General features: G+C 70.3%; 12 protein-coding genes. 3 read left to right on the top strand and 9 right to left on the bottom strand.

Annotation, left to right across the window (positions count from 1 at the left end):
• Nucleotides 1-6: 6 nt before the first annotated feature.
• The 9 genes from ftsW to G6N61_RS02250 all read right to left on the bottom strand — a co-directional run bounded on the left by ftsW (nucleotide 7) and on the right by G6N61_RS02250 (nucleotide 11167).
• Nucleotides 7-1623, bottom strand: a complete 1617-nt coding sequence (gene ftsW, locus G6N61_RS02290) for a putative lipid II flippase FtsW (RefSeq protein WP_235887373.1) — start codon at nucleotides 1621-1623, stop codon at nucleotides 7-9.
• 145 nt (nucleotides 1624-1768) lie between these two features.
• A complete protein-coding gene (mraY, locus tag G6N61_RS02285) occupies nucleotides 1769-2848 on the bottom strand; it encodes a phospho-N-acetylmuramoyl-pentapeptide-transferase (protein WP_163916950.1) in 1080 nt (359 codons plus the stop codon).
• Nucleotides 2845-4353: a UDP-N-acetylmuramoyl-tripeptide--D-alanyl-D-alanine ligase gene (locus G6N61_RS02280; RefSeq protein WP_163916948.1), complete on the bottom strand. Its 1509-nt coding sequence runs from the start codon at nucleotides 4351-4353 to the stop codon at nucleotides 2845-2847. Before G6N61_RS02280 ends, mraY begins: the two co-directional genes overlap by 4 nt.
• Nucleotides 4350-5873, bottom strand: coding sequence for a UDP-N-acetylmuramoyl-L-alanyl-D-glutamate--2,6-diaminopimelate ligase (locus G6N61_RS02275; RefSeq protein WP_163916946.1), 1524 nt, complete (start codon nucleotides 5871-5873; stop codon nucleotides 4350-4352). The genes G6N61_RS02280 and G6N61_RS02275 overlap by 4 nt, the downstream gene beginning before the upstream one ends.
• A 42-nt stretch (nucleotides 5874-5915) precedes the next feature.
• The gene (locus G6N61_RS02270; RefSeq protein ID WP_163916944.1) at nucleotides 5916-7826 is read right to left on the bottom strand and encodes a peptidoglycan D,D-transpeptidase FtsI family protein; all 1911 of its coding nucleotides are present in this window, start codon (nucleotides 7824-7826) and stop codon (nucleotides 5916-5918) included.
• Nucleotides 7823-8830 (bottom strand): cell division protein FtsL, encoded by a 1008-nt coding sequence (locus G6N61_RS02265; protein WP_163916941.1) that lies wholly within the window; start codon nucleotides 8828-8830, stop codon nucleotides 7823-7825. Before G6N61_RS02265 ends, G6N61_RS02270 begins: the two co-directional genes overlap by 4 nt.
• Nucleotides 8830-9996 (bottom strand): 16S rRNA (cytosine(1402)-N(4))-methyltransferase RsmH, encoded by a 1167-nt coding sequence (gene rsmH, locus G6N61_RS02260; protein WP_163916939.1) that lies wholly within the window; start codon nucleotides 9994-9996, stop codon nucleotides 8830-8832. Before rsmH ends, G6N61_RS02265 begins: the two co-directional genes overlap by 1 nt.
• Complete coding sequence (gene mraZ / locus G6N61_RS02255) at nucleotides 9971-10402, bottom strand: division/cell wall cluster transcriptional repressor MraZ (RefSeq protein WP_163916937.1); 432 nt, start codon at nucleotides 10400-10402, stop codon at nucleotides 9971-9973. Before mraZ ends, rsmH begins: the two co-directional genes overlap by 26 nt.
• Before the next feature lie 360 nt (nucleotides 10403-10762).
• Nucleotides 10763-11167, bottom strand: coding sequence for an SCO2097 family morphological protein (locus G6N61_RS02250; protein WP_163916935.1), 405 nt, complete (start codon nucleotides 11165-11167; stop codon nucleotides 10763-10765).
• Nucleotides 11168-11391: 224 nt separating this feature from the next.
• On the opposite strand from G6N61_RS02250, the gene G6N61_RS02245 reads away from it, so the two are divergent.
• The 3 genes from G6N61_RS02245 (at nucleotide 11392) to idsA2 (ending at nucleotide 13880) form a co-directional block, all read left to right on the top strand.
• Entirely contained in the window at nucleotides 11392-12000 is a 609-nt protein-coding gene (locus G6N61_RS02245; protein WP_163916933.1) for a GNAT family N-acetyltransferase, read from the top strand.
• The gene (locus tag G6N61_RS02240) at nucleotides 11997-12716 is read left to right on the top strand and encodes an LppM family (lipo)protein (RefSeq protein WP_276078811.1); all 720 of its coding nucleotides are present in this window, start codon (nucleotides 11997-11999) and stop codon (nucleotides 12714-12716) included. Before G6N61_RS02245 ends, G6N61_RS02240 begins: the two co-directional genes overlap by 4 nt.
• A gap of 66 nt (nucleotides 12717-12782) precedes the next feature.
• Entirely contained in the window at nucleotides 12783-13880 is a 1098-nt protein-coding gene (idsA2, locus tag G6N61_RS02235) for a bifunctional (2E,6E)-farnesyl/geranyl diphosphate synthase (RefSeq protein WP_163916932.1), read from the top strand.

The following is a 13880-nucleotide window of genomic DNA, read 5'->3' as shown; positions in this document are numbered from 1 at the left end:
GTCCGTTCACCCGTAACGCTGGCCTTCCAATGGGCGAGCCCGACGGCTCGGTTGGCGTTGACGGCCTCCACTATGCACTGCGCCGCCCTCGCGTCGGTCGGCCGCCTGCGCGGTTCGTCTGCGGTCGTCGCGGGCCGGCTTGTCCCGCGTGCCCGCCCTCGCCTTGGCCTGCGCGGACCTGGCGGCCTTGGCGGACTTCGGCTTGACCTTCGGCTGCGCCTTGGCGCCCGCCCTCGATGCGGGTGCCTTCGCCACGCGCTTCGCAGGAGCCTTCGGCGGCTTCGGCTTGGTCCGCAGGCGGTCGCGGACCGCCTCGATGCGACTGGGCACGTACGGCTCGGGCAACGGCAGCCGCAGCATTCGGTTCATCCGGTCGTCGCGGCCTGCCCGCAGCGCAGCGCACGCCTCGGGTTCGTGTCGCGCGGCGTTGGCGATGAAGCCGATCATGAACAGCGTCGTGGCCGTCGACGTGCCGCCCGCGGAGATCAATGGCAGCTGCAGACCGGTCACCGGGAGCAGGCCGACGACGTAGCCGATGTTGATGAACGCCTGCCCGAGGACCCACAGCGTGGTCGTCGCGGTGAGCAGGCGCAGGAAGGGGTCGGCCGAGCGGCGGGCGATGCGCATGCCGGTGTAGGCGAACAAACCGAACAGCAGCAGTAGGCCGCCCGCGCCGACGAAGCCGAGTTCCTCGCCGATGATGGCGAAGATGAAGTCGTTGTGGGCGTTGGGCAGGTAGTTCCACTTCGCGGTGCCCTGCCCGAGCCCGTCACCGAAGAAGCCACCGTTGGCCAGGGCGAACCGCGCCTGCCGTGACTGGTAACCGGCGCCCTGGCCGTCTGCGGCGGGGTTGAGCCACGACTGCACGCGCGCCGACCGGTAGCCGGCCGACATCGCCAGGACGCCCGCCGCGACGACGACCGCGCCGAGCGAACTCAGGAACACCCGCAGCGGCAGGCCCGCGTACCAGAGCAGGCCGAGCAGGATGATGCCCAGCGACACGGTCTGCCCGAGGTCGGGCTGCAGCACGATCAGCAGCAGCGCGAGCACGGCGCCGGGCACCAGCGGGAACAGCATCTCCTTGAGCGACGCGCGTTCCATGCGCCGGCTGGCCAGCAGATGTGCGCCCCAGATCGCGAACGCGATCTTCGCCAGCTCCGACGGCTGCATCGAGAAACCGGCCACGACGAACCACCCGCGGGAGCCGTTCGACAACGTACCGATGCCGGGGATGAGCACCAGGATCAGCAGGATGATCGTGAAGACGAAGCCGGGGAACGCCAGCCGGCGCATCAGGCTGATCGGCATCCGGATGGCGATGTAGAACGCGACGAGGCCGACGCAGGTCCACAGCACCTGCTTGCCGAAGATGGCCCATGGCGTGCCGTCCTCGTCGTAGGAGTGCACTCCCGACGCGGACAGCACCATGATCAGTCCGAGCGTGACCAACAGAGCCGCCACCGCGATGATCAGGTGAAATGACGTCATGGGTCGTTCCAGCCAGGCGCCGAACCGGGTACGCGGCGCCTGCGGAGCCGATTCGGCCCGCGCGGTGACGCTGCCCGCATTCGCGGTCGCGTCAGGCTTCCGGCGCAGCTTCAGCCGGGTCAGGAGCGCTGTCACGCCCACCCCGCTGGCCGTGCGACTCGAGTCACACCTGCATCACATGACTCATCTGTCGCAAGCACCCCAAAATCCTCCCCTGTCACACGCTCGATGGGTCGGACATCCGGCGCGTGTCGCGAAAGCGGGTCGGAGTTCGCTGCGGTCAGCCCCCGACGGCAGTCAGCCATTCGCTGTAGAACAGCGCGACGCCCAGACCGCACGCAATCGCGGTGAGCAGCCAGAACCGGATGATGACCGTCGTCTCAGCCCACCCGACCAGCTCGAAGTGGTGGTGGAAAGGCGCCATCCGGAACACCCGGCGCCCGGTCGTGCGGAACGCCAGGATCTGCACGACCACCGACGTCACCTCGGCGACGAACAGAGCGCCCAGCACGATCGCGAGCGTCTCGGTACGACTGGTGACCGACAGCCCGGCGATGATCCCGCCCAGCGCCAGCGACCCCGTGTCGCCCATGAAGATCTTGGCGGGCGCGGCGTTCCACCACAGGAAGCCGATGCACGCGCCAGCGGTCGCCGCGGCCACCAGCGCCAGGTCCAGCGGATCGCGCACGTTGTAGCAACCCAGCCCGGGGCTGGTGGCGCATGCGTTGCGGAACTGCCAGAACGTGATGATCACGTACGCCGCGGTGACCATCGCCATCGCGCCGGCCGCCAGACCGTCGAGTCCGTCGGTGAAGTTCACGGCGTTCGACCAGGCACTGACCAGAACCACCACGAACAGCACGAACACCGCGGGCGCCAGCGTCACGGTCGCGATCTCGCGGACGTACGAGAGTTCGGGACTGCCGGGCGTCACGCCGTCGGCGTTGCGGAACTGCAGACAGAGCACGCCGAACAGCACCGCCGCGACCAGCTGGCCGACGGTCTTGGCGGTCTTGTTCAGGCCGAGGTTGCGGGAGCGCCGAATCTTGATCAGGTCGTCGAGGAAGCCCACCGCACCCAGCGCCGTGGCCAGACCGAGGACGAGCATGCCCGACGCAGACGGGCCCCGTCCGTCGAGCGCGAGACCGACCAGGTGCGTGCCCAGGTAACCCGCCCAGATGCCCGCGAGGATGGCGACGCCACCCATCGACGGCGTGCCGCGCTTCTTGTGATGGCTCGGCGGGCCGTCCTCGCGGATCTCGTGGCCGAAGCCCTGCCGCGTGAACAACCGGATCAGCACGGGCGTCAAGAGGATCGACACCGCCAGCGCGATGCCGACGGCGATCAGGATCTGCCTCATGCGGGTTTGGCTCCCCCATCGCCAGCCAGCGCATCGGCCAGCACGCCGAGACCCGCGGAATTGGAGGCCTTCACCAGCACCACGTCACCCTCGCGCAGCTCGTCGCGCAGCAGTGCGAGCGCGGAATCGGCGTCGTCGACCATGACCGACTCACTGCCCCACGATCCCTCCATGACGGCCCCGTGATGCATGGCGCTCATCGATCTCCCGGTTCCCACGACGACCAGTCGTGACACATCCAACCGCACGGCCAGTCGTCCGATGCTGTCATGTTCACCGATCGCGTCGTCACCGAGTTCGGCCATCTCGCCGAGCACGGCCCAGCTCCGGCGCCGCTCGCCTCCCCCGTCCGCACCCGACTTCGCCATCCAGGCCAGCGCCTTGAGCCCGGCGCGCATCGAGTCCGGATTGGCGTTGTAGGCGTCGTTGACGACCGTCACGCCGTCGGGGCGGGTGGTCACCTGCATGCGGCGCCGGGACACCGGGCCCGCGCCCGCGAGCGCCGTCGCGACCTGTTCCAGATCGGCCCCGCACTCCAGCGCAACGGCCGCGGCGCACAACGCGTTGGACACCTGGTGATCGCCGTGCACGGCCAGCTGCACCGGCACCGACCCGGCGGCAGAGTGCATCGTGAACCGCGGCCGGGCCAGCTCGTCGAGGACGACGTCGTCGGCCCACAGATCCGCGCCCGGCTGACGGGCGATGCGCACCACGCGGGCAGCCGTCACGTCGGCCATCGCGGCGACCGCCTTGTCGTCGGCGTTGAGTATGACCACGCCGGACGCCGGAACCGCTTGTGGCAGTTCCGATTTCGTCGCCGCGATCGCCTCGCGCGAGCCGAACTCACCGAGGTGCGCGGTGCCCACGTTGAGCACCACGGCGATCGACGGCGGTGCGATCGCGGCCAGTGCGGCGATGTTGCCGGGGTGGCGCGCCGACATCTCGAGGATCAGGTAGTCGGTGTCGGTGGTGGCACGCAGCACCGTCCACGGATGGCCGAGTTCGTTGTTGAACGACCCCGGCGGGGCGACCACCTGACCGAGCGGCTCGAGCACGGCCGCCAGCAGGTCCTTGGTCGACGTCTTGCCCGAGGACCCCGTCACGCCGACGATCGTCAGGCCGCCGTCGACCAGCCGCGCGGCCACGGCGGCCGCCAGCCTGCCCAGGGCGCCGAGCACCGCGGCGCCCGAGCCGTCGGTGTCGTGTTCGAGGACCCCGGAGTCCGGATCCCCCGATACCGAGCTGGGCCGGACCACGATCGCGGGCACGCCGACGGGGCGCGCGGCGAGCACCGCGACCGCACCCGCAGCCACCGCGCCCGCGGCGAAGTCGTGACCATCGGCGCGCGCTCCGGGCAGTGCGAGGAACAGCCCGCCCGGTGCGACGGCGCGCGAGTCGAACTCGACGGTGCCCGTGACCCGCAGGCGACGTGCCTCGTCCGGCGACACGTCGGCGAGTTCCCCACCCACGATGTCGGCGATCTCGGCGACGGTCAGCTCGATCACGGCCGCGCTCCGATCGACTCGAGTGCGCGGGCGAGTTCGTCGCGATCGTCGAACGGCTTCGTCACGCCGGCCGCGGTCTGCCCGGCCTCGTGCCCCTTGCCCGCAACCAGAACCGCGTCTCCGGCGCGTGCCCATGCGACGGCGTGGTCGATCGCCGCCCGGCGGTCACCCAGCTCGACGACGTCGGTCCCGGGGCCTGCGGCCGCACGCGCGGCCGAGACGATCGTGGCCCGGATGGTCGCCGGGTCCTCGTCGCGGGGGTTGTCGTCGGTCACGACGACGAGGTCGGCCAGCTCGGCCGCCACCCGGCCCATCGGATCGCGCTTGCCGGCGTCGCGGTTGCCACCGGCCCCGAAGACGACCGCGATACGGCCTGTGCCAATTTGCTGGCGCAGCGTCTCCAGCACCGCCTGCAGCGCACCGGGCTTGTGGGCGTAGTCCACCACGGCGAGGAAGTCCTGACCGCGGTCGATGGGTTCCAGCCGACCGGGCACGGCCGCATTGCGCAGGCCTGGCGCCGCCTGGTCGGGCGACACGTCGACCGCGTCGAGCAGGGCGGTCGCGAGCAGACAGTTCGCGACGTTGTAGCGGCCGGGCAGCGCGAGCCGCAGGCCATGGTGCACGCCGGCGGGGTCGACGGCGACGAACTCCTGGCCGCCGTGCCCGACGGGCCGGATCGACTCCGCGCGCCAGTCGGCGGCCCCGTCGATGCCGACGGTGATCGGGTTATTCGCCCGCCCGGCGATGACGCGACCCGCGTCGTCGTCGATGCACACCACGGAAACGTCTGCGTGGGTGGCGGATTCGGGGTCGAAGAGCCGGGCCTTGGCGTTCAGGTAGTCCTCCATCGTGGGGTGGAAGTCGAGATGGTCGCGGGACAGGTTGGTGAAGCCACCGACGGCGAAGTGCACCGCGTCGACGCGGCCCAGGGTGAGCGCGTGGCTGGAGACCTCCATGACCACGGTGTCGACGCCGCGCTCGAGCATCACCGCGAGCAAGGCCTGCAGGTCGGGCGCCTCGGGCGTGGTCAACGCACTCGGCTCGTCGACGCCGTCGATCCGGATGCCGACGGTCCCGATCAGACCCGCCACCCGGCCCGCGGCCCGCAGTCCGGCCTCGACCAGGTAGGTCGTCGTGGTCTTGCCGGAGGTTCCCGTCACCCCGACGACGCGCAGCCGCTCCGACGGGTGGCCGTACACGGTGGCGGCCACCTCGCCGAGCACCGAGCGCGGGCTGTCGTGCACGAGCAGGGGGACGTCGACGCCCTGGAGCTGGCCCGCGCCGTCGCCATCGGTCAGGACGGCGACCGCGCCGTGGGCCAGCGCGTCGTCGACGAACCGGGCGCCGTGCGCGGATGCGCCGGGTAGTGCCGCGAAGAGATCACCGGGGCGGGCGTCGCCGCTGCGCAGCGTGACACCCGATACCCGCAGGTCGCCCTCCCGCGGCACGAGCGTGGCGCCCACGTGCGACGCCAGGTGCTCGAGATCGGCACCCACCGGGTGCGAAGGACGCGAATTCATGGCGTTGACACAGTACCGACCCGCCGGAGGCGGCCCCGATCTCTAGCCCTGCAGCACCAGTGGCGGTCCGGGATCCGGCGACAGCGGCACGTTCTCGCGCTGCAGCAGCCACGACGCGATGTTGTGGAACAGCGGGGCCGACGTGGTTCCCGGCTGACCGTCGGCGGTGCGGCTCGGGTGGTCCATCATCACTCCGACGACGTAGCGGGGGTCGTTCGAGGGCACCATGCCCGCGAAGGTGATCCAGTAGACGTCGCTGTAGTAGCAGCCGCAGGCCGGGTTGATCTGCTGCGCCGTGCCCGTCTTGCCCGCGATCTGGTAACCCTCGACCGCGGCTTGGGAGCCGGTGCCCTGCTGGATGCCGCGGGGGTCGCGCTGGACGGTGGCGCGCAACATGTTCCGCACCGTGCGCGCGGTCTCGGCGGATACGACGCGCACCGGCTCGGGACGGGGTTCGTCGGCACGCGTGCCGTCGTCTCCGATGATTGACTTGATGATCCGCGGCGGGACGCGCATGCCGTCGTTGGCGATGGCCTGGTACATGCCGGTCATCTGCAGCAGCGTCATCGAAAGACCCTGTCCGAGGGGCAGGTTGGCGAACGAGCTGCCGGACCACTGGTCGATGGGCGGCACCAGGCCGGAACTCTCGCCGGGCAGTCCGACGCCGGTGCGCTGACCGAGTCCGAACTTGTCGGCCATCTCGGCCCACTTCTCCGGCCCGACGCGCTGCGCCAGCATCAGCGTGCCGACGTTGGACGACTTACCGAACACCCCGGTCGTGGTGTACGGCATCACGCCGTGCGCCCACGCGTCGCCGACGGTGACGCCGCCCATGTCGATCGACCCGGGCACCTGCAGCACCTCGTCGGGATTGGTCAGCCCGAGTTCGATGGCGGTCGCGGCGGTGATGATCTTGTTCACCGACCCCGGCTCGAACGGCGAGGTGACAGACAGGTTGCCCATCTCGCGATCCTCTTGCCTACCGAGGTCCTGCGAGGGGTCGAAGGTGTTGTCGTTCGACATGGCGAGCACCTCGCCGGTCTTCGCGTCGAGGACGACGGCGGAGACGTTCTTGGCGCCCGACAGGTTCTTCGCCTGCTGCACCTGCTGCTGCACGTAGAACTGGATGTCGTCGTCGATCGTGAGCTGGACGGTGGAGCCGTCGACGGCGTCGTGCCGGTTGCGGTAGCTGCCGGGGATGACGACGCCGTCCGAGCCGCGGTCGTAGGTCACCGAGCCGTCGGTGCCCGCCAGCTTGGAGTCCAGCGAGTCCTCGAGCCCGAGCAGGCCGTGGCCGTCCCAGTCGATGCCGCCGACGATGTTCGCGGCCAGCGAGCCACCCGGATACTGCCTGATGTCCTGACGTTCGTAGCCCACCTCGGGGTACTTGGTCGCGATGGCGTCGGCGACCGCAGGGTCGACTGCGCGCGCGAGGTAGACGAACGACTCCTTGCCGGAGAGCTTCTTCAGCAGCGTCGTCCGGTCCGGGTTGCCCTCCAGCAGACCCGAGACGCCACCTGCGATCTCGGCGAGCCGCTTGGCCGGATCCGGTGCCGAGGGGTCGGCGGCCTTGGCGTCGGCGAGCTGCTTCTGCACCTTGACCGGCTGGAACGTCAGCGCCCTCGCCTCGATGGTGAAGGCCAGCTTGTCTGCGTTGCGGTCGACGATGCTGCCGCGCACGGCCTTGTCGACGTCGGTCACCTTGAGCTGCCCGGCGGCCTCGGCGCGCAGGCCCTCCGCGCGGGGCACCTGCAGGGTGAACAACTGGGTTCCCGCCACGAGGAGCACCAGCGCGATGATGGCGTTGCCGGCGCGGTGGCGGAACGCGAACGACGAGCTGCGCGGCCCGGTCTCGGCAATCGGTTCGCGGACGCGGCGCGTCCTGGCCGAGTGCGGCTGATCGGTGCGGCCCTTGGTCACCGGGACCGCGCGGCGCTTCCTACCCCAACTCATGCCGGTGCTCCGGGAACGGGTGCTGCGGCGGGGTCGACCGGAGCGGGCGGCGGGACCTCCAGTGCGGGCGGCGCGGCCGGCGGCGCAGGCGGGGCGGCCTCGACGGCGGGACCGGGCAGCGCGGGCGCCTCGGGGATGGGAAGGTGCGCCGCGTCGGGCGCGCCATTGGCTGCCGGGACACCACCGGGCAGCGGCGCGGAGGCGACGGTCGGGACCTCCGGGTTGGCTGCGGTCGCGGGGCGGGCCGGGATTCGCACGGCCAGCTCACGCGGTTCGACGACGCGGGGCGCGGGCGGCGGCGGCGGGGCCGGCGGGCCGGGCTCGGGGATCGGGGCGTTGAGCGGCGGGGGCTGAACGCCCTCGGCCGGCTTCGGCGTGCCGACCACGATCCAGGCACCCGTCGGGTCCTGAACCAGGTGCGCGGTATCGCGCGACGGGATCATGCCGAGCTGGCGCGCCGACTCCGCGAGCGCAGGGGCGGCCTGGGCTTCGAGCACGTCGCGCTCGAGCGCTTCCTTCTGTTGCAGCAGCGCCTGGTTCGTCTCCCGGGCGTGGCCGAGTTCGTAGGACCGCTCGGCCGCGTCGGTCGACAGCCACAGCGTGACGCCGAGACCGAGGCCGAGGGCGCCGATCACCAGCACCACGAACGGAACCCGGCTGACCAGGTGGCGTGGGTTGAATTCGATGGCGGAGAGCCTGATCAGGATCCGCTCGCGCAGCGGCGGCCGGACGATCTTCGGCGCCTTCGCCTTTCGCGCCTTGGCCCTGGCCTTGGCCTGGGCGGCGTTCTTCGGCCGTCCCGGCGCGTCGGTGGGCCGCTGCATCGGGCTGGTGCCGGGGCCCGATCCCTTGGACCGCGGCGGGCGCTGGTCGCGCACCGGCCGGCGGCCTCGGGTCGGAGCGTCGGCGGCCCGGCGCGCGACGGCACCGTCACGGGCCGGCCTGCGCACCTTGCCGTCGCCTTGCTTGCCCCCGCGACGCACTGGTTCTCTCCGCTTGGCCATCACGACACTTCCCTTCCAACGACCTTCTCCAGCGCGCGCAGCCGAACCGATGCACTGCGGGGGTTCATATCGATCTCCGTTTGGGGCGCCTTCTCGGCGCCGCGGGTGAGCGAGGCGAACTCGGGCTCGTAGCCCGGTAGTTCGACAGGCAGACCCTCGGGTGAACGAGACGCCGTGGCGGCGGTGAACACCGTCTTGACGATCTTGTCCTCGAGGGACTGGTAGGCCATCACCACGACGCGGCCGCCGACGGCCAGCGCGTCGAGCGAGGCGGGCAGGGCGTCGCGCAGCGAGTCCAGCTCGCCGTTGACCGCGGTGCGCAGCGCCTGGAAGGTGCGCTTGCCAGGGTGACCGCCGGTGCGGCGGGTCGCGGCGGGAATCGACGCGTACAGCACCTCGACCAGTTCGCCGGTGGTGCGCAACGGGTTCCGGGCACGCCTGCGGCCGATCTCGGCGGCGATCCTGGAGGCGAAGCGCTCGTCGCCGTAATCACGCAGGACCCGGGCCAGGGCCTTCACGTCGTAGGTGTTGACGATGTCGGCGGCGGTCAGCGGCGCATCGGGGTCCATCCGCATGTCCAGCGGCGCGTCGTGGGAGTAGGAGAAGCCGCGCTCGACCCGGTCCAGCTGCATGGAGGACACCCCGAGGTCGAACAGCACGCCGTCGATCGCCCCCTCGCTGCGGTCGTCCCAGTAGCCGTCGTAGCGGGTGCGAACCAACCGCACGCGATCGGAGAAGGGCGCGAGCCGCTCCCCTGCGATCGCCAGTGCCGACGGGTCGCGGTCGAGGCCGACGAGCCGGAGACCGGGGAGGTCGGTGAGGAAGCGTTCGGCGTGGCCGCCTGCGCCGAGCGTGGCGTCGACGAGGACGGCACCGCTGCCGTCCGGGCTGCGCCGGGTCAATGCCGGCGTGAGCAGTTCGACGCAGCGGTCCAGCAGCACGGGTACGTGCGGCGTGCGGTCGGGGCCGGTAGTCGAGTCGGGCATCGGAACCGGCCTCCCCTCAGTGCGCCGCAGAAGATGTCGTGCCCCTGTCTCGAGGTCCCTGTCCGAGATCGCGAACCTGGCGTCGGGGAAGTACGTCAGGGTCGGTTCGGACAGAGGCCACGAGACACGGGCATCGGCAGGGTTGGCCTCCGGATCAGATGATGTCGCGCAGAGTTTCATCGCTGGCCGCGGAGAAGTTCTCTTCGTGGGCTGCCTGGTATTCCTGCCAGGCTTGGGCGTCCCAGATCTCCAGGTACGTGATCGAACCGGTGACCACGCATTCCTTGGTCAGGTTCGCGTACCGGCGATGATCGGCCGTCAGCGTGATCCGGCCTTGGGCGTCCGGATGCTGTTCGTCGGTCGCCGCGGCGAGGTTTCGCAGGTAGGCCCTGGCCTCCGGATTGCTCCGCGATGCCTGCGTCAGACGCTCCGCGAGTGCTTCGAACTCCGCACGGGGGTACACGGCGAGGCTGTGGTCTTGGCTCTTGGTGACCATCAACCCCCCTGCCAGTGCGTCGCGGAACTTGGCGGGCAGCGTGAGCCGCCCCTTGTCATCGAGCTTTGGCGTGTAGGTGCCGAGAAACATCCCGCTACCTCCCCCGGTTCAATCCCGAGTCGCTGCGCTTCTGCCCGCCGTACCGGAGCCTCTTTCGCTCCGCTGAGCGCCACTTTACCCCACAATCCCCCACTTTGTTCCACTTCGCGGTGCAAGTTCTCCCCTCCGCCCCACCAACCACCACTGACGCGCGGCTGGCGGCCGGCAGTGGGCACACCGATGACCAGTTCGTGACGGATAACCGCAGCTCGGGCGACTCCAGCCGAAAGTGGGGCGTGGTGGGGGAAACGACGCCCTCCGCCCCGGCTGCCGCAGTGCGCCCGGCGTGTCGAGACATGGAAAAAAGGGGCAGCCCCTTGCGGAGCTACCCCTGTGGCGGGAGGACGGTGACTACTCGTCGAACCGGCGGCGGAACCGGTCCTCCATGCGACTGGTGAAGGAACCGCCCGAACCCTTGGCCTTGCGGGGCCGTGCCGACCCGGTCTCGGGTGCCGACTTGTCTCGGCCACCGGCGACGCGCGGCCCGGTGATCGCGAACACCACGCCACCGAACATCACGATGAACCCGACCACGGAGAGAACGGGCAGACTCCCGATCCACGTGGCCCGCAACGCAATGCCGGCAACCAGGAGCGCCAGTCCGAGCACGAACAGCACTCCGCCCTGGAGCCTGCGCCGCGCCGAGGGTGCCCGCAGGTTTCCCCCGCGAACGCTCGACGCGAACTTGGGGTCCTCGGCGTAGAGAGCGCTCTCGATCTGGTCGAGCATGCGCTGCTCATGATCGGAGAGTGGCATCCGTGCCTCCCTAATTGCCGCGGGCCGTAGTTCGTTCGAACTCGTATAACGTCGGGTATGCCCGCATCGACGGACACCCAACACTGATGATACGAGGTCAATCTGAGCCGTACCACCTAGTTCAATGCTCGATTGTACGGCCCGCTGCGAGTGGGCGAGATACCACGTCGAGCAGTCGATGATGAGAACGATTTCGGAGTTCGAACCGTGAAGGGCAACCGGCGTTGGCGACGTTTCTGATCGACCTGTCACCGGCCGACATGCAGCGGCGGCTTCGCGACGCGCTCGCCGTCTACGTCGAAGCGATGCGCTACCCCCGCGGCACCGAGGAACAGCGTGCCTCGATGTGGCTGGAGCACACGCGGCGCCACGGTTGGAAGGCGGTCGCGGTCGTCGAGACGGCGACCGACGGCAGCACCGGCGAAGCGCCCGACTCCCCCGAGGCCATCGCGTCGGCGCCCATGCTCGGCGTGGCCTACGGCTACTGCGGTGCCCCCGACCAGTGGTGGCAGCAGCAGGTCGTCGCAGGTCTTCGGCGCGGCGGCACCGACGCCGGCCGTATCTCCGACCTGATGACGAGCTACTTCGAACTGACCGAACTGCACATCCGGCCCAGCGCGCAGGGTCGCGGCCTCGGCGAGGCGCTGGCCCGTCGACTCCTCGACGGCCGCACGGAATCGCACGTACTGCTGTCGACGCCGGAGATCAACGGCGAGGCCAACCGGGCCTGGCGGCTGTACCGCAGACTGGGATTCGCCGACGTGATCCGCGGCTACCACTTCGCCGGTGATCCGCGTCCGTTCGCGATCCTGGGCCGCAGCCTGCCCCTTTGAGCTCCTCGATCCGCCTGGTCTGGCACGATGACCGGGTGCACGCCAGGCGTCGCCAGCGGCTGCTGGCCCTGCTCCTCCTTCTGATCATCGTGCCGACCGCCGCGGGCTGCGTGCGGGTCCGGGCCTCGATCACCGTCTCGCCCGACGACCGGGTCTCCGGCCAGATCGTCGCGGCCGCGAAACCCCGCAACGCCGACGACAAGGGACCGCAGCTGCTCAACACGTTGCCGTTCAGCAACAAGGTGTCGGTGTCGCCCTATTCGCGCGACGACTTCGTGGGCACCCAGGCCGTGTTCTCCGACCTCACGTTCGCCGAACTGCCGCAGCTGGCGGGCATGAACCGCGACGCCGCGGGCGTCGACATCAACCTCCGCAGGGCAGGCGATCTCGTCATCCTGGAAGGCCGTGCCGACCTGACGTCGCTCAGTGATTCCGAGGCCGACGTCTCGCTGAGCGTGTCGTTCCCCGGCGAGGTGACCTCCACCAACGGCGACCAGGTGTCGACCGAGATCGTCGAGTGGAAGCTCCGGCCCGGCGTCGTCAGCACCATGAACGCCCAAGCCCGGTACACCGATCCGAGCGCGCGCTCCTTCACCGGTGCAGCCATCTGGCTGACGGTCGGTTCGTTCCTCGTCGCCGGGGTGATCGGTGCCCTGGCGTGGAACAGCAGGGACCGCAGCCCCGTCCTCGCCAACCCGCAAGACCCTGCGCGCTAGGTCCCGCCGCAGGCTCTACTCTTCAAGTGCACGGGTGTCGATCGAAGAAAGGGGCGTCCGCTGAGCGTGGATGCAGCGGCACCGTCGGCCGTGGAACTGGTGGCCGCGGTCACCGAACGATTGGGCGAGTACCTCAGCGAGCGTCGGCGCGACGCCGCCTACATAGGCGAGGACTACGCCGAACTGACCGCCGGACTCGAGGAGTTCGTGCTGCGCGGGGGCAAGCGGTTGCGACCGGCCTTCGCGTACTGGGGATGGCGTGCCGTCGCGGACCCCGAAGCCACGGCCAGCGATGCGATGCCGCCCGACGTGCTGCGCCTCGTCTCGGCGCTCGAACTGCTGCACGCATGCGCACTCATTCACGACGACGTCATCGACGCCTCGGCCACCAGGCGCGGGCTGCCGACGGTGCACATGCTGTTCACCGACCTGCACCGAGGCCGCGACTGGCACGGCAACTCAGAGCAGTTCGGGCTCTCGGCGGCGATCCTCATGGGCGACCTGTCGCTGGTGTGGGCCGACGACGTCGTCGCGACCTCGGACCTACCAGTGGACGCGTACCGCCGAGTGCGACGCGTCTGGTCGGACATCCGCACCGAGGTCCTCGGCGGCCAGTACCTCGACATCGCCGTAGAGTCCAGCCGCGCCGAGACCGTGGCGTCGGCGCTGAACGTCTGCACGTTCAAGACCGCGTCCTACACGGTGTCGCGCCCGTTGCAGTTCGGCGCCGCGGCCGCCGCCGACCGACCCGACGTGCAGGCCATCTTCCACGAGCTGGGCAACGACCTCGGCGTCGCGTTCCAGCTCCGCGACGACGTCCTCGGCGTATTCGGCGATCCCGCCGTCACGGGCAAGCCCTCCGGTGACGACCTGCGCTCGGGCAAGCGCACCGTGCTGCTCGCCGAGGCCCTCGAACGCGCCGACCAGACCGACCCGGTGGCGGCCAAGCTGCTGCGCACGTCGATCGGCACCGAGCTGACCGACGACCAGGTCCGCGAATTGCGTTCGGCCATCGAGTCCGTCGGCGCACTGGCCGCCGTCGAGACGCGCATCACCGAACTCACCCACCGCGGGCTCGACGTCCTCGCTGCCGCACCGATCGACGATCACGCCAAGGTCGGTCTTTCCGAACTCGCCAGATTGGCGTCGACCCGGTCCGCCTGA

The sequence above is a fragment of the Mycolicibacterium arabiense genome, from assembly GCF_010731815.2.
In the GTDB taxonomy this organism is placed as follows: Bacteria; Actinomycetota; Actinomycetes; order Mycobacteriales; family Mycobacteriaceae; genus Mycobacterium; species Mycobacterium arabiense.
The sequence above is the reverse complement of the archived record's forward strand: the minus strand, read 5'-3'. Positions and strand labels throughout refer to the sequence as shown.